Below are 19,618 nucleotides of genomic sequence, written 5' to 3' on the forward strand. Positions count from 1 at the left end.
GAATGTGTTATTTTTCTTTAGATTGTTTGTCCAGAAATTTTTCAAGAGCGTCAAGTTTTTTATTCCAGAATGCTTCATATTGCTCTGCCCATATTGCAATCTCTTTAATTTTATGAAATTGAGGTTGGCAATATCGCGCTCTACCTTCTTGTGAAATATTCAACAGACCACATTCAGATAGGATCTTAACATGTTTTGAGACTGCCGGCCTGCTAATATCAAAATGATCTGCAAGCTCGTTCAGATTTAATGAACGGTAAGCAATTAGATTTATAATTTCTCTTCTGGTGGGGTCGGCAATGGCCTGAAAAACATCTCTTCTCATAGTTCGTTAAATTAAATAAAGTAGTACCCTTAGTGTATTTGAAACCTTTCGGTTACTAATATAAAAGAAACCTTTCGGTTACGCAAATTATGGTTGATTTTTGAAACATAATTCGGTATTTTCTTTTCATTGTATTCGCCTTTAGAATTTAATTTTGAATAGGCTGTTCTGTATGGAATAATTTTCCGATTGGTCAAAAATTTAAGGTTTTGTCGATCTAAATAATAATCTTTGACCATGTTTTAACCAAAGACAACTTATTAAGAATGAGAGAACTGAAGATTTTAAAATCTATTACTAAACGGGGTGATGATTCCTTAAAAAGATACCTGCAAGACATTTCAAAGTATGCATTGATAAGTGCTGATGAGGAGGTTTCTTTGACACGCAAAATTCGGAACGGAGATGAAGCGGCAAAGACAAAACTCATCAATTCAAATCTTCGGTTCGTGGTTTCAGTAGCTAAAAAATATGAGGGGCAGGGTGTACCTCTAGGTGACTTGATCTCTGAAGGTAATAAAGGTCTCATAAAAGCTACAGTACGCTTTGATGATACCCGCGGCATAAAATTTATTTCTTTTGCAGTATGGTGGATCAGACAGGCTATGATGTTTTCTATTAATGAACATAAGCGTTTGATTCGTTTACCGATGAACCAGGTTAATGATATTCTTCAGGTGTGGAAAGCAGAATCAGATCTTGAACAAGTTCTTGAACGTCCAGCTACAACCGAGGAGCTGGCTGAGCATTGTGGTTTAAGTCTGGATAAAGTAAGGGGGTACATCACCAACCCCGGTCATACTGTGACACTCGATGCGGGTGACGACGATGAGAGACCGGGAATGTTAAGTGTGCTGGAAAATGAGATGTTTGACCGGCCCGATTCTACTATGGATAATGAAGGCTTGCGATACGATCTGCAGATAATTCTAACCAAACTTACTCCCAGACAGTATAAAATTATACAACTGTATTTTGGATTAAATGATCACCGGCCAATGTTGATTGAAGAAATAGCAGCTCACTTTGGCCTAAGTGAACAATGTATTCAAATGAACAAAACCAAGGCAATGGTTATACTCAGGAATTCTAAGAATATACAGATGATGAAACAGTACTTATAAAAAAATACGTTTTCGGATTTTTGTAGCTGGATTACCCTGATAAATCATGTAAGCCTCCATATTTCTGTTGGCTATGGAACCAACAGACAGGATAGCATGTGAAGCTACTATGACTCCTGGACATACAACTGCTTTGGCGCCGATCCAGGCTCCGTCCTGAAGTATTATTGGAAGAGTTATCAGATCAAAAGTTGTAGTTTTGTAATTGTGATTTCCTGTAAGTAACATTGCTTCCTGCGATACGCATACATGCTTTCCGATGATGACTTGGTCTAAATTTTCAATATGACAAGCAGCCAGCCAGGAATAATCATCCACAGATAATTTCCAGGGGTACTTGATCCTGATGCCAGGTTTTATACGGACATTTTTGCCAATACTGGCCCCAAATAGCTTCAGGATCAATACCAACATACTGCTAAAAGGGATCAACCCTGTGTGAAAAAATAATGTGCTGATTATATACCAGCAGTATACTTTGACAAAAGAGGCACCTGCCTTAAATCCTTTTTTGTCGAAATCTTTTTTTAGCTGAGTAAAATGGGTCATTTAGTGGTTGTTGTTTTTAGAGAATTTACCTGTCCAGAAATACATTGAGGTTCCGAGTATTACATATAATATATAGTTAAACATGTCATGATGATCCATAAGTAGTACTGATGCATGGGGTTGGTAATATATTGAGATTAAAATAAATCTTAAAGTGTTTAGCAACTGAATAGCTGTTAGTCCTGCAACCAAAAAGATCATTTTTGACCATGTGGACTTAGGGAAAGCAATAACAAATGCCGCAAAACAGCTCATAATTCCATAACCAAGACAAGAATATACCAGCCTGAATCCTGAAAAACCATGATTGATAAGGTGATTTTCACTTGTGGAGATCCGGTATCCAAGTATTTTAAGTACATAGGCTGCGGAAGAAATACAGAAATTTCTCCAACTACTGATATAATTGAAATACTTGTCCAAGAAGGAAATGTAATAGTTACCAGGAGTGGTTATGCCTATATTGATGAGGTTGAAGCCGTAGAATAGCAAGAACAAAAAGAGGAAAGAAAAGATAAAATTTGCAGATTTTCGATTGGCCTTGCCTATTTTTTCATCAATTTTAATATCTACAATCAATCTAAACCAAAACCCCTGAAGAAAGTGAAACATAATTCCTGTTCTTCCATCTAAAAAGCCTAACTGAAAGATCATGCGGTAGGTAAAATATAAAAAAGGACGAAGGTATATGGGTAGCTGCCACCATAAGCTTTTAAGCCATGCATTGTGCTCATTTGGACTGCCCCAAAAGTTTGGTTTTGTTACTTGAAAGCGCTTTGTCGTAAGACGTTGTATCTCCTCTTCAGCAACCAAGTCGCTGTATCGGTTATGTTTGTCCAGCCAGAAGCTAATTTTATTTTCTTTTAGATTTTCTTCTATCAGAAATCCTTTCTTCCAAATAATGGTTTTGGATGGGACCTGAAATCTATGGTCCATATTTTCCTGAAGATCAGAATAGCCTACCTGATATCTGAACATCTTAAGAAGATATTTGGGATAGTATCCGCCGAAGCGGATCCATTTTCCTTTGAAATAGTTTTTTCTGTTGAAGTAAATTCCATTAATGTTGGTGTACTCTTCGGCTTTGAAATTTTTAAGCATTTCACAAAGTTCAGGGCCAACTATGTGATCGGCGTCAAGACCAATAACCCAAGGACTTTGGATGTTGAAAGATCTTAATGCCGTGTCCCATTGTTTAGGGTGGTTGTGGAAGGGATGATACCTGACCTGCAGATTATATTTGTAACATATATTTAAAGTTTGATCTGTGCTTCCTGAATCTAACACATAGGTCCTGGCTTTCAGTGTTCTAATTGATTCAAGCAGTCTGGGAAGGTGCTGTTCCTCATTGAATGTTAGGATAATAAAAGAAAAATGCGGGTTGTTCAATTTAAATTTTTATAGAGTTTTAAATATTGTCTTAATATGGTTGCCTCGTTAAAATGTGAGCTTATGACTGAAGGGGCGTTATTACGGATATGTGTAATTATTTGCGGACTTTGATAGGCATTCGTTAGCATCGCAGTAATTGAGTGAGGATCCAGATCAGCCACCCAGCCTAGTTTTTGTTCTTTTATAAAAGGGGCAAGTCCTACTTTATCTGAAATTGCTACGGCTGTGCCGACAGAAAGACTCTCCAATACGATATTTGCAAAATTTTCATTGTGAGAGCATAGAACGAGTAGCTGATGACTTGCCAGAACTTCGTATTTTTTTTCTTTTTTTATATAGCCGATCCAATTTATAGATTGAGAGATGTCAAGGTTCATAGTGAGCTGTTTTAATTTGTCCTGATAGGTGTGATCACCTGTTCCGGCGATTGTTAAACTCCAAGGAAACTGACAATCTGCGAGGGCACGAAATAGAAGCTCCAATCCTTTTTTCTCATCAACCCTTGAAAGAAATAGTAATTTGAAAGATTTATCGGATTCATAGTTTGGATGCACGTTTTTTTTGATGTCTTCATCCGGGAAGTATATAAAGTTTGGTATTACTTTGATGCTTTTAGGCTGTATAATTTTTAAAATGTCTTCTTTTTCCATTTCTGTTGTGGCGTGTAAAGCAGAATATGCAACTAAATACTTTCCAATCAGCTGGTGTATCAATCGCTTAGATAATGAATTGTTATTTTTTAAAGTATATTCAGTCAGCATTCCTCTTGGTGACAGGACTACAGGTATTTTTTTAATTTTTGCCAGTAAACAGGAGAAGATTGCAACAAAATTCCACCATGAATGAATGTGAATGACTGTACCTGGTGTCGTTTTGATAATCATTTTGTATAAATTCCATAACAATGATGGAGAAAAATGGGTATGGTCTTTTGTGATGCGATTGAAATATTGAATTTTTACACCATCAATTGCTGTAGTATCAGGGGTTTTTAGTTCAGTTTTTCCATTCGCCCGTGTAGTCAGAACTTCTATGTCCAACGGTTGAGAGGCCAGTTTTTCGCAAAGTTTTGCAACTGATATGACAGGCCCACCATAAATATATGCAGGTTTATAAGAAGGAGTGATGTGTATGATTTTCATAGAGCCGTTGCAGTGATTTGGTTTGTTTTAATACAAAATGGATGACCAGCATTAATATATATCCGTAAAAAATGTTGTTGAGCATAAATTCAAGGGTATTGCCACGCCACAACTGCTGAAAGATGCTGTTGAATATTACAATGCATCCCAATTGGTAACCACCGAAGAGCTTTTCTGATAGGTTGCAGAGTGCTTGTGCTAGCATTCCGTAGATAAGCATGTAAACAAACACACCTGTAACGCCTGCGCTGAGATAACCATCAGTAACTGGTCTGGTTTTGGCAGAAACGGGTGAAGATCTCTGTGCTACCCCAGATCTATATACCCTTTCCATTGCTAATCTCTCTGTATCGGGTTTTTCCTCCCAGAATATTCTTGGAATTATCATATAACATGAATTGATAAGGATATCAAGTGCATAATAAGGATATTGCTGGGGTACAGTTTTTAGATAAGTAGTGAACATGCTTGTTTCACTAAAGCGATTGGTTAGGAATTCCCAATTGTTATCTATAATCTTCTGGTCATTTTCCTCATTTAATAAAGTCTGGTAGGCTTGTTCCCGTGCCGTTTCATTTGACTTCCCCTGTATCCACGACTGTGCCCTGATTATGGTGGTGAAGGTAGGCAGGATGTATAACAATAAGTAAATGCAGGGTATGAAAAGCACTAGTATTGTTTTTTTGTAATAGGGGAAAGCCAGGAAGCCTAGTAATATTACATTGATGATGATGCTCTCTTTAAAGCCGGAAAGAGTAGCATTCATAAAATTGAGAACAAAAATACACCCTCCAAAAAAAAGGTAGACTATGTGGTTTTTTACCAGGCCTTTTACAAGAATATAAGCTGAGATGCTTATTGAAATACATATGAGCATATATCTGAACTGGATTAGACCTGGTATATAACCTATAAGTACTGCTGATGTGTAAGCTATAATGCAAAATTTAAACAGAAATGACCGGTTCGTTATGGTGATTTTATATTGTGAAACAGGGTATAGCTTTGTTTGCAAAATAATGCCGGCAACTAAGGTTGAGTGGGCTAAAAGACTTATACGCTGACACCTCGCGATTAGTTGCGTTTGCTCCCCTGGTTGAAAATCCCTGAGATCTACATTTGTAAAGTATTCATATCCCATATGATCCATAAAATAAAATATAGAAGTGCAGCACATAAAGCCAGCAAATATTAATTGTATAAGTACAATAGGACGTAATATCTGATGCTTTATGGGCCGATCGAGGCTATGATATTTAAAGGAGGATATTAAGCTGAAATAGAATACGATAAAAGATCCTAGCCAGGAAGTGAAGTAGGAGACTACCGGATTAAATTGTAGACATTCAGCTAAGATCCATGGGAGGTAAATGACAAATAATATTCTGCTTTTGGAAGGTATTTGCATCACGTATTTCGATTAATTGCTAATTGCATTTAAGATGTTATCAACTTGTGCCTCAAAATTCCATTCTTTGATTATTTTAAGGGAAGATTTTCCTTTTTGCTGAAGATCTGATCGATTTGTTGCCATGTCTTGCAGGTTCTTTTTAAGGTCTTCCAGGTCTTTGTGTTTGAATATCCTTCCATTTTCATCTTTCACAAGATCCGCTGCTGCACCTACTTTATCAGAAACCAGTATTGCTTTGCCTGCAGCCATGGCTTCGTTGATTGCTAGTCCCCAGGAATCACTATTTGAAGGCAGGCAAAATAAGTCGCATGACTGATAGATACCCGGCATTTTACTTTGGTTTTGGAATGATATAAAGTGAACTTTTTTACAATACTGACTTTGAACTTGGAGTTTGTTCTTAAGTATACCATCGCCCGTAAACAAGAGATGTGCATGAGGTAGCCCGAGTTCAAGGAATGCACGTAGTAATAGCTTGGGATTTTTTACCGGTTCAAATTTACCTGCATATAGTATCAGTATGTCATCAGACCTAAGTTTAAGGATACTTCTTAATTCAGATTTAGTAGTTGTGGCAAATCTGCTATTATCGATGGCATGTGGTGCAAAGAATAATTGCGCTTCTTTGAGACCATATTGTTTGAAATAAGCCCTGTTGTTTATGCCGACATATAAAGCCTTGTCTATGTTCCTGTAAAGGAACTGCAGTGCAAGTTTCTTGAAGAATTTTTTTAAAACTGATTGTTGTTTCAGCAAGGTTGAATCTCCTCTAAATATTATAGGGATCTTGCCTTTAAAATATCGCATAATGCGAAAATGTAGAAAATGGGCCCACCCATATATAAGTATACAATCTGGTTGGAAGCTCTTGATCTTTTTTAGTGAAGACTTTCCTGTAAAAGTGTATTTATATCCTTCAAGTAAAGGAATGTCCCATAGTATTCTTTGCTGAAAGCCCTTGTCAAATGTTGTATGTTTGGTGTAAAATACCATTAAGTCGGTTTTTCGTGCCAGCAATTTAAAAACGGGTGCATAGTATTGGATAGGATGAGTGCTAATGATTGCAAGTCTCGTATTTTTGTTTACTGACATGTATTATTTGATTTGACCTTTTACTAAAGCTATTTCTCTGCAACAAAGAGATTTGATGTTTTTAGCGCTATGACTTACAAGAAGTATGGTTTTAGCATTTTCCTTACTAAGCTGTTTTATTTTGTCTATGCATTTTTGTTGGAATGATGAATCACCAACTGCCATTATTTCGTCAATGATCATGATTTCTGATTCCAGGTGTGCTGCTACAGAGAATGCCAGGCGCATATACATGCCTGATGAATATCTTTTTACTGGTGTTTCGAGATGTTCTTTTATATTGGCAAAACGAGTTATTTCATCAAAATGATCTTTTATTTGTGATTTGGGCATACCAAGCATTGCGCCGTTAAGAAAGATGTTCTCACGTCCTGTCAATTCGGGATGAAAACCAGCTCCAATTTCTAACAAACTGGTGATACGGCCTTTGCCGGTTATTTTCCCGGATGTTGGTAGTGTCACCCTGCTCAATATTTTTAACAGGGTACTCTTTCCTGCACCGTTATCTCCGGTAATAGCTATGATTTCTCCTTTTGTTATCTCAAAATTGATGTTTTTTAAGACCCATATTTTATCGTTTCCAGGTGTGTTTCTAACTTTGTCTATTTGCTGATAGGGGTCTGCCTTTTTCCTGAATCTGGCTAACCAGCTTTCAAAATCACGGATGAGTGTTCCGTGTGAGATTTGTCCTTTCAGGTATACTTTGGACAGGTTTTCTGCTTTAATTACAATAGCGCTCATTAAGATTTTGAATTATTTAAATAGTGTCAATGAAGGTTTTTTCCGCTTTGCTAAAGACGATAATCCCAATACTTATTATTATTGTTGTAATTGCTGTAGAATAACACAATGCCTGCCAGCTAAAACTTCCTCTTCCTAAAAAAGCATAACGAAATGTCTCTATAATGGCGGTCATAGGGTTGATCTGGATTATCCATTTTAAGTTTAGGGGTGCTGTAGATAAGGGGTAGATTACTGTGGTAGTATACATTAACAACTGGAGGCCAAAAGATATAAGAAATATCAGATCGCGGTATTTAACTGTTAATGCAGCTATGATCATGCCCATTCCCAGGCCTTGAAGGGCCATTAACAAAACCAATAGAGGAAATAGACCAATGGCCCAGTTGATGCTGAGTTCGTGTCCTATACAATTGTAAATGATTAAACATGTCAAAAATAAAATGAACTGTATGCCAAACCTTATGAAAACAGAAATGACAATACCAAGGGGTACAATTATTCTGGGGAAATATACTTTGCCGAATATATTGACGTTTTCTCTGAAAACTAACGACGTTTTATTTATACATTCTGAAAAATAATTCCAAGTAATAATTCCGGCAAGATAGAATAATGGCTGAGGCAATCCATCAGTTGAGACTTTGGCAAAAGTCCCAAAGATCAAAGTGTAGATTGTAGTACTAAATAGTGGCTGTATGAAGAACCATAAGGGGCCAAGAACAGTTTGCTTATAAAAAGCAACCACATCCCGGTGGATCAATTGGCAGAGCAGGTAACGATAGTGCCAAATAACCTTAAAGTCAAAATCAGATAGTCTGTAGTGTGGAGTTATCGTCCATTCCTTTTTATTCATGTTGAAATAATAGTTTTTTTACCCGTTTAGTGTATTGGTCATGGCTAAAATGATCGAGGCAGATTCTTTGAATATTTCTGGCTTCCTGATAATTAAAGGGTTTTCTCAGGTGCTTTGCCACGGCTTCTTTTATGTGGTCAGGGTTGTTTGGATCTATCATGATACCTAGTTTTCCATTTTGCATGGCGTCAGTACTTCCATCTGTATTTCCTGACACTATCCTGCATCCACACGCGGCAGCCTCAATGAACACGAGCCCAAAGCCTTCTTTTTCACTAGGTAAAATAAATACATCAGCAAGCCGATAATACTCTTCTAATTCATCTTCAGGAATGAAGTTTACTAAATCAACGGTTTTTTGAAGATGATGCTTATTGATCAATTGCTCAAGTCTGGTTTTTTCTTGATTATCATATTTCCCGCATATGAGATAACGTAAATCAGGAAATTCACCTAACAATTTGGGGATGATTTCCAGTGTTCGGTCATAGCCTTTGGCTTTATCGAATTTAGTAAGACGTGCTATGCTTAATATTACGGGTTGCTCATGTACTAGTTTATATCTGTTAAGAAGTTTGATAGGTTTGGAGAATTCAGATGGTATCTTAAAAAACGGATCAATGCAGTTGTGTAATGTGACGATTTGAGTAGGATTGACCTTGTGGATTTTTCTCAATTGCTCGCTGGTAAAATTACTTACTGCCCAGATGGTAACATATTTTTTAACAAAGACCTTTTTCCAGGTGGGTATTCCACGCCAGACCTCTGTGCCATGGGCTATCATGATTATCCTCACGTTTTTGTTAAGCATTTTTATAAGAAGGGCTATGGAAAGAAGGTTGATATGACTAATTATAATTGTATTGCTTTTTGCTCCTTTAGCGGCAGATTTAAGTGCAAATAGTATCTTATTGCCTTCATATCCCTTGAATTCTGTTTTGCTGAGGTAACTTGTGTCTGCAATGTCATCATTAAGCGCATGCATCTTAAAGCTTACATCTGGGTCACCACTTGAGATGCGATTTAATGCATGAGACATTGATCTGGAAACTTTTTGAATACCTCCCGTGCTACTGAATGTGCTTAGGGTGAGAAATAGTATATTATAGTTCAAAATAGTCTGGGTTTTTATAATGATGTTGATCTGAATGGTAATATAACCTGTCGGCCATATTTAGTGGTTTACCGGAGTAATAGTAGTTATGGAAGTTACTATCTACATAATCATTCAGAATAATAGCTATATTTAATAATCCCAGTTCTATTTTTAATTGATCTGGAGTTGTTGCGAAATGACGTTTAGAAATGCCGGAACGTATAATGAATAATGTGATGTCTGCCATTTTTAGTAAGGGTTTTCCATCAGTTACTAATCCTATTGGGGCAGAATCTATGAGGATAAAGTCGTATTTCCCCTTAAAACCGTCTAGTAAATCCTGCATTTTTTGACTGTGAAGTAATTCTGAAGGATTGGGTGGCACCGGACCGGAGGTGATCAGGTCAAGATTTTTTATTTCAGTCTGAATTATTATTTCTTTAGCAGCCACTTGTCCTGATAGAAACTTACTTAACCCGGTTAGATTGCTGATGTTGAAACTGTCGTGGAGTCTGGATTTTCTTAGGTCAGCTGCAATAAGCAATACTTTTTTTTCAGTTAAGGTTAGTGAGATTGCCAGATTTGTGGATATAAAAGATTTGCCTTCACCAGAAATTTCTGAGGTTATACAGATGATTTTACTATTCTTTTCGGAGGCGAAAAAGCTTAGGTTACTTCTTACAGACCGGACGGATTCGGAGAATAAAGAGCGGGGGTCTGTTGTAAAAGCTGAGTGCTTACTGAGATTACCATAATATTTTCTGATTATGCCAATGATCGGGGTTTTGCTATAATCCTCAATAGTATTTTTGTTATAAATGTAGGGGTTTAAGAAACGAGCAGCATATATTATTACAAGGCTTGAAATAAAACTTAGTACTGCCGAAAGGAAATAAACTTTTTTGGGAACTGGCGATATAGCTTTTCCGGGGTATATAGCTTTGTCAATAATGACGGCCCCGGGTGTTACTGCAGCCCGGGAGATTTCCGCTTCAAGTTTTTTTTCTGCCAGATAACTATAAACTTTTTGGTCTATATCAAATCTGGTCTGGAGATTTATATATTCCCTTTCTGTTTTAGGAAGATTTGTCAGGCTTAGATTGATACTGTCTGTCTGCATTAATAGAAAGGCAGATTTTTTATTGTTGTGTTCGCGCTGGGATTTGATGTTGTCATTGATAGCAATTCTGAGATCGGCTATTTGCTGGTCAAACTGTTTAACCTTTGCTGAATTTTCAGTATAGGTATATAATGACTGCTTTCTGCCAATTATCAGTTCATTGTATTTTGAGAGTAAATTATTAAGTAGGATGTCTGTAATGCCCGGATGATTGTATGTTAATTGATCAGAACTTTTGGTGTTCAATGCTTTTTCTATGGAGGAGATCAAAAGGTGTTCAATCTCTAACATATGCTTTTCTGTTTGCAGATCGACTAAGCGAGTGGTAAGAAGATTTAGATTATCTGTAAAGGTTAAGGACCCGTTGCCCTGTTTAAACTGTTGTATAGCCAATCCGGAATTTTTAACTTTATCTGCCATTGTTAGAAGTAGAGAGCTGATAAAGCTGGCAGTTTGAGAGGCCGTGACTGAACGTTGCATTCTGTCAAAATCAAGGTACTCTTTTAAAATTGCATTGAGTATGTCTGTGGCTAAAAATGGATTATTATCTGTTATTTTAAGATATACTAAACTGCTGTTTTGTGTTTCATCAAATTTTAATGATTTATTGATTTTATCAAATAGCTCTGTTTGATCATTAAACCTGAAAACATACGATGTACTTTTCTTTATTCTTTTTCCTAAAGTGATGATGCTAAATTTTAGGCCAGGTAAAGAAATATTTTGTTTGTATTTGTATTCTTTGCAGAACCTTTTATCTTGATAAGTATAACATAACTGATAGCTAGCATCTCCGAGGGCATTGAATTCAAAATTTTTATATAGGTAAGTGTTACTTTTATCTATAATATTAATTTTAAAAGGCTTGTAAGGGTAGAGTTCGGTTGAATAGAGCCCTTTGCTAGAATAAAATGACACATCATAATTTAAAGACTGGATAGCTTTTTGGATGACTGTTCTCGATCTTATTACTGACTTTTCGGATTCAACCTTGTTAGTCCTGTCGTAAATATTTCTAACGTTAATTAATTCAGATATTTCTGATTTTTTTTCTTCAAACTTTAATAATGCACTGATTTCATATAACGGGGGAATGTAAGCTAAGTAAGCGTATGCTGCTAGAAACCCAAAGATCAAAGCAGACAATATCCAATACCATCTGCTTAAAATAACTTTAACTACACTTATGTAATTAATTCGTTTTTGTAGCAAGGGGTATATTTCCTGATAGTGTTGCGGAGTTGCGTGCATTTTCAAAATATTGGTACAGAAATAAGAGTTTTGGATCTTTTCATTAAATGTTGATTTTTAATACAAAATATTGATTTTTTATTAATTAATGTAATTTTATAATTTTTTATTATTTTTGTGGTCAAATATATTAATTACAAATGAAAGTTAGCATAGTGACTGTGGTTTTTAATTGTTTTAGATTTATAGGGCCTTGTATAGAGTCAGTAGTGTCCCAGGATTATCTTGATATTGAGTATATTATGGTGGACGGTGGGTCGGTTGACGGTACTATTTCGGTGATAAAAAAATATATGGACAACATTGATCATTTTATCAGTGATCAGGATTTGGGTATGTATGATGCATTAAACAAAGGAATAGGGATGGCAACGGGTGATTTGGTTGGAATTTTAAATGCAGATGATCGTTTAGCTAGTGTTGATGTGATCTCCTCTGTTGTGGATTGCTTTAGGAATATGGGCTGTGAGGCAGTTTATGGAAATCTTAAATTTATAAAGCGCGGTAAAGATTGTTCAATTACCAGGAACTGGAAGTCGAAGCCCTATACCCCCAATGATTTTTTATACGGGTGGATGCCACCACATCCTACTTTATATATTGAAAGAAGTGTGCTGTATACTGCCGGGCGGTATTCATTGAAATTTGGTACATGTGCCGATTATGACATGATTTTGCGGCTTTTGTATAAGAATAGAGTCAACGCAGTATTTTTGGATAAACTAATGGTTATTATGAGAAAGGGTGGGATGAGTAATGGGTCCGTAAAAAAAATAGTCTCAGCAATTATTAATGATTATCGTGTTTTGGTTCATAATGAAATACCTAATCCTTTGATTGCTTTAATGCTTAAAAAAGTCAGAAAATTGAATCAGTTTTTTAATTAATAGAGGTACATGGGTACTTTATTGAGGAGATAAGCCGATTTTCTCTTCTAAAAATAAGACTGCTATTGAGAATATAGGTACTTTTGCTCATATAATAAATGAGCAGAATGAATATTGCAATCAATGGTTTCGGTAGAATTGGACGTGTTTTTTTGCGCAAGGCTATCGAGAGAGGTATAGATATTATTGCTATCAATGATCTTGGCGATACAGCAACTTTGGCCCATCTTTTTAAATATGATACTGTCCACGGGGGATTTAATGGCAGAATTGAATTCGATAAAGATCATTTGATCATAAATGGAAAAAGAATCATTGTATGTACAAAGGCTAATCCTGAACAATTACCCTGGAGAGAACTTGATATTGATTTGGTATTGGAGGCTACGGGTAAGTTTACCACCAGGGCGGGGGCGGAACTTCACCTTAATGCGGGAGCAAAGCAAGTACTCATTTCGGCGCCTTCACCTGACAAAGATGTTCCGATGCTGGTCATGGGGGTTAATGATGATGAAGTGAACTTACATTCTTCAGTTCTTTCTAATGCTTCTTGTACTACTAATAATGTAGCGCCAATGATCAAAATACTAAATGATAAGTGGGGAATTTTGGAAGGCTACATCACTACTATACATTCCATGACCGGAGATCAAAATTTACATGATGCGCCACACAAGGATTTGCGAAGAGCACGGGCTGCTTCTGCATCCATTATTCCTACGAGTACAGGTGCTGCCAAAGCAATTACCAATATCTTTCCTCATCTGGAAAATAAATTGGGTGGAGCAGGAATCAGAGTACCTGTATTAAATGGTTCGTTAACGGATTTTACATGTATTTTGAAATCCCATACAACCATTGAAAAAATTAATGCGGCGTTTAAAAAAGCATCAGAGAACGAATTAAGTGCCATCCTGGAATATACGGAAGATCCGATAGTATCTGTAGATATATTGGACAATCCTCATTCCTGCATATTTGATGCGCAACTTACATCTATAGTGGGGGATCTTGTTAAGGTTGTTGGATGGTACGACAATGAATCAGGTTATTCTGCAAGGTTAGTTGATGTTGTTCAAAAAATTATAAACCTTAATGAATAGCTGTATATCTGAAAAAAAATACACCGTCACCAAGAAGCAAATTTAGTGAGGTAGCTACGACGTTGCTTTTTTGGGTAAGAAACAGCATGCAGAAATTATAAATTTTGCAGTTGAAGTACTTACATCCGCGAATGCTGCTTATATTTGGTGCAGCGCAAGAAGTCCTGCTAGCTGATTTTGATTAACCCTTATCAGTCCGCATTACAATATGGTTAGGCATTTAATCTAAAAACTATTACAACAATAATTAAATATGAGAACAATAGACCAATTCAATTTCGCAGATAAAAAAGCTCTAATCAGAGTAGACTTTAATGTTCCTCTGGATAAGGACTTTAACATAACCGATGATAAGAGGATGCGGGCAGCATTGCCAACTATTAATAAAATATTAAATGACGGAGGCAGTGTAATCTTGATGTCGCATTTGGGCAGACCCAAAGGCGGACCAGAAGATAAGTATTCATTAAGGCATATCCTTGGAGATCTGTCGAGAATGTTAGATATCGAGGTTCAGTTTGCAGAAGATTGTATAAGTAAAGAAGCGATCGACAAAGGAAGAAATCTAGTTCCGGGGCAAGTGTTGCTGTTGGAAAATCTACGGTTTTATAAAGAAGAAGAAAAAGGAGACAGGGAGTTTGCGGAGAAACTATCTCAGTTTGGCGATGTTTATGTAAATGATGCGTTTGGTACCGCACACCGTGCACATGCATCTACCGCTATTGTTGCAGAATTTTTTCCTACCGATAAGTACTTTGGTTATTTGATGGCTGAAGAACTGAAAAATGCAGAAAAGGTAAATCATGGAGCTGTTAAGCCTTTTACAGCAATTATGGGTGGTGCTAAAGTTTCAGATAAGATATTGCTGATAGAAAGTTTATTGGATAAAGTTGATAATCTGATCATTGGAGGTGGAATGGCCTATACTTTTGCGAAGGCTCTTGGTGGTGAGATTGGTACTTCTTTGCTGGAGGAAGATAGAATGGCACTATGTTTAGAACTGTTAGATAAGGCTAAAACAAAGGGTGTGAATCTGATCCTGCCACTTGATACAGTTATTGCCGATAAATTTGACAATGAAGCGAATAAGGACACTGTTGATACCGGTCAAATTCCAGCAGACTGGATGGGTCTTGATATTGGGCCGAAAACAATTGATCTGTTTTCTAAAACGATCAAAGAATCTAAAACCTTGTTGTGGAACGGGCCAATGGGTGTTTTTGAGATGGCTAATTTTGAACAAGGTACCCGCGCAATTGCTGAAGCAGTGGTTGATGCCACCCAAAGCAATGGTGCCTTTTCTTTAATTGGTGGCGGCGATTCGGCGGCAGCAATAGCAAAATTTAATCTGGAAGACCAGGTGAGTTATGTTTCAACAGGAGGAGGAGCATTATTGGAGTATATGGAAGGTAAAGAATTGCCTGGAGTAAAAGCAATAAATGAATAACGAATTTGACTAATTTTAAGGGCAGGCGTTTCGTTTTTAACGAAACGCCTGTTTTTTTTGCCACTTTCTACCACCACAATTTTATGTGTTTTTGAGGTAAAACGGAAGAAAATGGTAGTCTTTTAATATGTGGAAAACTTTTTGTGGTGTAATGTGGTAAAAAGTGGTAGAAGTACCTATTTTTACATTACATAAAATTGCACGTATTAAAATGGTTCAACTGTTAGGAGAGTTTGATTGTAAATTAGATGCGAAGGGTCGCCTGATGGTGCCGTCGAGTCTAAAAAAGCAACTGCCAAACGTTGAGCAAGAGGGACTTGTGATTAATCGTGGTTTTGAGAAGCATCTGGTGATCTATCCTAAAAAAGTATGGGAGAAAATTGTTCAGGACCTGAGTAAGTTAAATCCTTACGAACCAAAAACGCGTGAATTCGTACGATTGTTTACCCGTGGGGCCACTGAGCTGACCTTGGATGCCACGGGTAGGGTTAATTTGCCAAAAACTTTGATGGAATCTGCCGGGATTGAAATTAATGCTGAGTTGGTGCTTGCCTGTCAGATTGATAAGATTGAGGTATGGTCTAAAAAAGTTTATGAAGCTTTATTTGATAAGGACCCCGCAGATTTTGCAATGCTCGCTGCTGAAGTGATGGGTAATAAGAACAGGAGGGATGATGGAGAATAATTACCATGTTCCTGTATTGTTAAAGGAATGTATTGGAGGATTGAATATTAAACCTGATGGGGTTTATGTTGATGTTACTTTTGGTGGAGGTGGTCATTCCAGGGAAATTTTAAAGCATTTAGGTGAAAATGGGGTTTTAGTGGCCTTCGATCAGGATCCTGATGCACAAAGAAACAAGATAGCGGATTCCCGTTTTCATTTTGTTGATCAAAATTTTGCTTTTCTTAAAAATAATCTTCGTTTACTGGGTATTAAAGAAGTAGATGGAATTCTTGCAGACCTGGGTGTTTCTTCTCATCAATTTAATGAGCCTGAACGGGGATTTTCTACAAGATTTGAATCTAATCTGGATATGAGGATGGATAAAGCTGGTAAATTAACAGCGGCTGAAGTGCTGAATACCTACTCAGAAGATCAATTGCATAAGCTGTTTGGCATATATGGCGAAGTTAAAAACGCAAAATCACTGGCAAAAGCAGTGGTTACTGGTCGCATAGATCAACCTATCCGGACTTTAGCTGATTTTAAACGAGCTGCAGGAACTCATATACCCAAAGGCAAAGAAAATAAGTATATGGCCCAGGTATTTCAGGCGCTTCGAATTGAAGTGAATGCAGAAATTGATGTTCTTGAAGATTTTTTAGTTCAAACCGCCGAAGTAATGAAAAGTGGTGGCAGACTGGTGGTTATGTCGTACCACTCGCTGGAGGACAGACCTGTGAAAAATTTTTTGGCAAAAGGTAAGTTTAGAGGAGAGGTGGATAAAGATTTTTATGGGAATGAGCAGAAGCCTTTTACGGTAATTACGAGAAAAGCCGTAATAGCAGATGTAAATGAATTAGAACGGAACAGCCGAGCCAGAAGCGCTAAGTTGAGGATAGGGGAGAAGATATGAATAACCACTTTAGAGAACATATAGATGAAGAACCTGAGTTGGACGAAGAAATGGATATTAAGGTTAAAGCTAAGAAAGAGCCTGGACCTGAGAATCAATTCTTTAAAAAATTATTTACCGAAGGAGCTGTAAGTAAAGAATCTGCAACTGAGATGTTGCCTTTTTTGATATTTCTGTCTGTGCTATGTATGCTGTATATAGCAAATAGTCATATGGCGGTGAAGAATATAAGGAATATAGACAAATTAAATAAGGAAGTAAAAGAACTCAGCTGGGAATATAAGTCTCTTAAAGCTGATTTGATGTTTAAAAGTAAACTTACTGAAGTTGCTAAAAAAGTAGATACCCTTGGTATTAAAGAATTAACAGAGCCACCAAAAAAAATTATAATAAACAGTAATGAATATTAGGGCAAACATTTTACTGCGTGTTTATTTGGCTTTTGGGCTGATAGTGTTGCTTGCCGTGGCGGTATTTGTCAGGCTTTGCGATGTACAGTTTGTGGAGGGACATAAATGGCGTGCCATGGCCGATAGTCTCTCTACAAAGTATATCAACGTAGAAGCAGCAAGGGGAAACATATATTCTGTTGATGGCAGCTTATTGGCTACGTCTATCCCTGAATATGAGCTACGTATGGATACATATGCTGGAGGAATAGCAGATAATGACCTGTTCAACGCTAAAGTTGATTCCCTTGCAATGAGGCTGTCACAATTTTTTAAGGATAAAACTCCAAAAGAATATTCACGTTATCTGAGGTCTGCAAGGCGGGATAGCGTACGGTATTTGCTGATCAAACGTAAGGTAGGCTATCAGGACTTAAAAATTATCAGAACCTTTCCTTTGTATAATGTTGGCAAATATACAGGTGGTTTAATCGCCGTTCAGCAAAACAAAAGGATCAGGCCATTTAAGTACCTGGCAGCAAGAACAATTGGTTATAAAAATGAGAATGTAAGTAATGGCGTTGGATTGGAGGGTGCTTATGGAGAATATATTAATGGTGAAAGTGGCAAAAGGCTAGTTCAACGTATATCAGGAGGCGTTTGGATGCCGATTAATGATGAGGCTGAAGTTGCCCCAAAAGAAGGAGCAGATATTATATCTACAATTGATATCAATATGCAGGATCTGGCGCAAACTGCATTGGAAAGACAGCTGAAATTAAGTGATGCTGACCATGGTACAGTAATATTGATGGAAGTTAATACAGGTGAAGTCAGGGCCGTTGCAAATTATACACGTGTAAGCGAGGGTGTTTATACTGAACAATTTAATTATGCCATAGGTGGGAGCCAGGATCCTGGTTCTACTTTTAAACTGGCATCCTATATGGCTTTACTTGAAGATAATAAGGTCGATACCAATACCCTTGTCGCAACGGGTGATGGGTTTTACAGAATTCCAGGCCATACCATTAAAGACTCACATGGTGGAATAGGAACAGTTACTGTTAAAAAGGCTTTTGAAGAATCTGCCAATACTGCTGTTGCCAAACTGGTAAACATGCACTACCAAAATAATCCTTCAGAATTTACTGATCATTTATATAAAATCCATATGAATGAAAGACTTGATTTGCAAATTCCAGGAGAAGCAAGCCCAGTTATAAAGAATCCCAGCTTCAAGAGCTGGAATAAAAACATGACGCTGCCGCAAATGGCGTATGGTTATGAAATGCTGATAACACCCTTGCAGATGCTGAGCTTTTATAATGCTGTTGCCAATGACGGAAGATATATCGCACCAATATTTGTAAAAGAAATCAGAAGACTAGGTAATCCAATAAAACAGTTTAAAGCCAGGGTTATTGATGATCAGATTTGCTCGCCCAAGACCATTAAAAAATTACAGGCAATGCTGGAAGGTGTGGTTACAGAAGGTACTGGTAAATTGATGGGTTCGCCTCTATATAGAGTTGCAGGGAAGACTGGGACAGCACAGGTGGCTGATGGTAATAAGGGCTATAAGGCCAAGAAAAGTTATCAAGCCTCATTTTGTGGTTACTTCCCTGCTGACAAGCCTAAATATTCTATCATGGTGGCTATCAATGGTCCTAAAAATGGATATTATGGGGCTACGGTAGCTGGCCCGGTATTTAAAGAGATTGCTGACCGGATCTATGCCAGTGACATGCAAATGTACGGGAACCTTGCTGACCACCTGGTAGGGAATACAAAGAATCCTGAGGCTAAAGCCGGTCAGAGTAAAGCTGTTAAACAAGTTTATAATGCACTTGGAATTAAGGCGCTCTATGCCTCAAGATCTGATTATTCCAATACTGTGGACACCAACAACGGAGTAGCTTACGAAGATTTAAATGCAGTAAAGGGAATTATGCCAAATGTGAAAGGGATGGGGCTGAAAGATGCTTTATATATTTTAGGGAATGTTGGTCTTAAGACCAGGGTTAAAGGCAGTGGAATAGTAATTGGCCAGTCTATTTTAGCTGGGAATAGAATAGGAAAAGGATTGCTTGTACAAATAGAATTACAATAA

Annotated in this window: 18 protein-coding genes and 1 pseudogene; 8 read left to right on the top strand and 11 right to left on the bottom strand. The window is 37.2% G+C overall.

The features are described 5' to 3' along the window. Window positions 1-7: 7 nt before the first annotated feature. A complete protein-coding gene (locus EZ437_RS08420; protein WP_131595264.1) occupies window positions 8-325 on the bottom strand; it encodes an ArsR/SmtB family transcription factor in 318 nt (105 codons plus the stop codon). A gap of 266 nt (window positions 326-591) precedes the next feature. Between EZ437_RS08420 and EZ437_RS08425 the strand changes: the two genes are divergently transcribed. Then, window positions 592-1,449: a sigma-70 family RNA polymerase sigma factor gene (locus EZ437_RS08425; RefSeq protein ID WP_131595266.1), complete on the top strand. Its 858-nt coding sequence runs from the start codon at window positions 592-594 to the stop codon at window positions 1,447-1,449. Here EZ437_RS08425 and EZ437_RS08430 read toward each other — a convergent pair. The 10 genes and pseudogenes from EZ437_RS08430 to EZ437_RS22055 form a co-directional block, all read right to left on the bottom strand. After that, on the bottom strand, window positions 1,444-1,998 hold the full coding sequence (locus tag EZ437_RS08430; protein ID WP_131595268.1) for a WcaF family extracellular polysaccharide biosynthesis acetyltransferase: 555 nt from the start codon (window positions 1,996-1,998) through the stop codon (window positions 1,444-1,446). The genes EZ437_RS08425 and EZ437_RS08430 overlap by 6 nt on opposite strands. Then, the gene (xrtY, locus tag EZ437_RS08435; protein WP_131595270.1) at window positions 1,999-3,387 is read right to left on the bottom strand and encodes an exosortase Y; all 1,389 of its coding nucleotides are present in this window, start codon (window positions 3,385-3,387) and stop codon (window positions 1,999-2,001) included. It abuts the gene before it with no gap. Further along, window positions 3,384-4,532, bottom strand: a complete 1,149-nt coding sequence (locus EZ437_RS08440) for an XrtY-associated glycosyltransferase XYAG1 (RefSeq protein ID WP_131595272.1) — start codon at window positions 4,530-4,532, stop codon at window positions 3,384-3,386. Before EZ437_RS08440 ends, xrtY begins: the two co-directional genes overlap by 4 nt. Further along, window positions 4,501-5,940 carry an exosortase Y-associated Wzy-like protein gene (locus EZ437_RS22050; RefSeq protein ID WP_394343165.1) on the bottom strand — a complete coding sequence of 480 codons (1,440 nt, stop codon included), beginning with the start codon at window positions 5,938-5,940 and terminating at the stop codon, window positions 4,501-4,503. Before EZ437_RS22050 ends, EZ437_RS08440 begins: the two co-directional genes overlap by 32 nt. A 12-nt stretch (window positions 5,941-5,952) precedes the next feature. Continuing rightward, complete coding sequence (locus tag EZ437_RS08450) at window positions 5,953-7,035, bottom strand: glycosyltransferase family 4 protein (RefSeq protein ID WP_131595276.1); 1,083 nt, start codon at window positions 7,033-7,035, stop codon at window positions 5,953-5,955. 3 nt (window positions 7,036-7,038) lie between these two features. Next, window positions 7,039-7,776, bottom strand: a complete 738-nt coding sequence (locus EZ437_RS08455) for an ABC transporter ATP-binding protein (RefSeq protein WP_131595278.1) — start codon at window positions 7,774-7,776, stop codon at window positions 7,039-7,041. Between the two features lie 16 nt (window positions 7,777-7,792). Further along, on the bottom strand, window positions 7,793-8,632 hold the full coding sequence (locus EZ437_RS08460) for an ABC transporter permease (protein WP_131595279.1): 840 nt from the start codon (window positions 8,630-8,632) through the stop codon (window positions 7,793-7,795). After that, a complete protein-coding gene (locus EZ437_RS08465; protein ID WP_131595280.1) occupies window positions 8,625-9,671 on the bottom strand; it encodes a glycosyltransferase family 4 protein in 1,047 nt (348 codons plus the stop codon). Before EZ437_RS08465 ends, EZ437_RS08460 begins: the two co-directional genes overlap by 8 nt. A gap of 64 nt (window positions 9,672-9,735) precedes the next feature. Continuing rightward, window positions 9,736-11,268, bottom strand: coding sequence for a polysaccharide biosynthesis tyrosine autokinase (locus tag EZ437_RS21835; RefSeq protein WP_225869583.1), 1,533 nt, complete (start codon window positions 11,266-11,268; stop codon window positions 9,736-9,738). Window positions 11,269-11,787: 519 nt separating this feature from the next. Continuing rightward, a pseudogene (locus tag EZ437_RS22055) lies at window positions 11,788-12,099 on the bottom strand (Wzz/FepE/Etk N-terminal domain-containing protein); the annotation flags it as partial. A gap of 140 nt (window positions 12,100-12,239) precedes the next feature. On the opposite strand from EZ437_RS22055, the gene EZ437_RS08475 reads away from it, so the two are divergent. The 7 genes from EZ437_RS08475 to EZ437_RS08505 all read left to right on the top strand — a co-directional run bounded on the left by EZ437_RS08475 (window position 12,240) and on the right by EZ437_RS08505 (window position 19,618). Continuing rightward, window positions 12,240-12,986 (top strand): glycosyltransferase family 2 protein, encoded by a 747-nt coding sequence (locus tag EZ437_RS08475; protein WP_131595282.1) that lies wholly within the window; start codon window positions 12,240-12,242, stop codon window positions 12,984-12,986. Window positions 12,987-13,093: 107 nt separating this feature from the next. Continuing rightward, window positions 13,094-14,089, top strand: a complete 996-nt coding sequence (gene gap / locus EZ437_RS08480; RefSeq protein ID WP_131595284.1) for a type I glyceraldehyde-3-phosphate dehydrogenase — start codon at window positions 13,094-13,096, stop codon at window positions 14,087-14,089. 253 nt (window positions 14,090-14,342) lie between these two features. Beyond that, complete coding sequence (locus EZ437_RS08485; RefSeq protein WP_131595286.1) at window positions 14,343-15,536, top strand: phosphoglycerate kinase; 1,194 nt, start codon at window positions 14,343-14,345, stop codon at window positions 15,534-15,536. A gap of 211 nt (window positions 15,537-15,747) precedes the next feature. Next, window positions 15,748-16,221, top strand: a complete 474-nt coding sequence (mraZ, locus tag EZ437_RS08490) for a division/cell wall cluster transcriptional repressor MraZ (protein ID WP_131595288.1) — start codon at window positions 15,748-15,750, stop codon at window positions 16,219-16,221. Beyond that, on the top strand, window positions 16,211-17,116 hold the full coding sequence (gene rsmH, locus EZ437_RS08495) for a 16S rRNA (cytosine(1402)-N(4))-methyltransferase RsmH (RefSeq protein WP_131596593.1): 906 nt from the start codon (window positions 16,211-16,213) through the stop codon (window positions 17,114-17,116). Before mraZ ends, rsmH begins: the two co-directional genes overlap by 11 nt. Beyond that, entirely contained in the window at window positions 17,113-17,526 is a 414-nt protein-coding gene (locus tag EZ437_RS08500; protein ID WP_131595290.1) for an FtsL-like putative cell division protein, read from the top strand. Before rsmH ends, EZ437_RS08500 begins: the two co-directional genes overlap by 4 nt. Beyond that, window positions 17,516-19,618: a penicillin-binding protein gene (locus EZ437_RS08505; RefSeq protein ID WP_131595292.1), complete on the top strand. Its 2,103-nt coding sequence runs from the start codon at window positions 17,516-17,518 to the stop codon at window positions 19,616-19,618. The genes EZ437_RS08500 and EZ437_RS08505 overlap by 11 nt, the downstream gene beginning before the upstream one ends.

Origin of the sequence: Pedobacter psychroterrae, from assembly GCF_004331695.1 — a bacterium.
In the GTDB taxonomy this organism is placed as follows: domain Bacteria; phylum Bacteroidota; class Bacteroidia; order Sphingobacteriales; family Sphingobacteriaceae; genus Pedobacter; species Pedobacter psychroterrae.